General features: G+C 41.0%; 1 protein-coding gene and 1 pseudogene. Both read left to right on the top strand.

Annotation, left to right across the window (positions count from 1 at the left end; translation table 11 throughout):
• The first annotated feature begins 36 nt into the window (after positions 1-36).
• Complete coding sequence (locus tag R7R24_RS26530) at positions 37-555, top strand: pilus assembly protein (RefSeq protein ID WP_318120092.1); 519 nt, start codon at positions 37-39, stop codon at positions 553-555.
• A 12-nt stretch (positions 556-567) separates the two neighbouring features.
• A pseudogene (locus tag R7R24_RS26525) lies at positions 568-749 on the top strand (type II secretion protein); the annotation flags it as partial.

Here is a 749-nt window from a genome sequence, read left to right as displayed (position 1 = left end):
TAGCATTGGAGCGAGCACGTCTATGAGGACAGGTCCATGAAACGATTAATAGCGAAACAGAAAGGGGTAACTCAAATTGAGTTCTCGTTGATAGCGCTGGCGGTGATGTTGGTGCTGTTTTTGATCATGGAGTTTGCGGTGTACTTTTTTTCCGTGCAAATGGTCAATGAGGTCACCAGAAGAGCTGCAAGGCTTGCGACCGTGTGTTACATCGCCGATAGGGATGACATTCCGAGCTTGCCGTCGGTGTCTAACCTTTACCCATCAGGGTTCACCGCCAGTAATTTGCAGATTGATTATCTTGATGAAGCAGGTGCAAGCGTCGATGTTTCTGGATTTTTATCCACACCACCTGCGTCAAGTGACGTATTAAACGCGCAATTTGCACAAATCAAATACGTTAGAGCGAGGGCGGTTAATTATACTTTTCAGTTTTTTGTTTTAGCTGCTTTAATTAATGCAGTAGGGAGTACTCCAGCTTTTGAAACCATATTGCCTGCCGAGAGTTTAGGAATACTAAGGCCTGAAGGTGCCAATGTTATTACGGATTGCTAATGGAGTAGCTTTATGTTGAAACCAGTAAAAATAAATGACGAAACATATAAAAGTTTAAAAACAAACTTGATTGTTTGGGTAGTCTATTCTACGTCCAATTTTAAACTTCATATAGCAGATGAATTATCTGGTTGCGTCAATGTCAATGTCGATTGGATAGAGCTGGATTTATTTAATATTGATTTGGTTAAGAG

Source organism: Vibrio sp. 704 (assembly GCF_033339295.1).
Note: the sequence above shows the minus strand (reverse complement) of the source record. Positions and strands in the feature narration are given on the sequence as shown.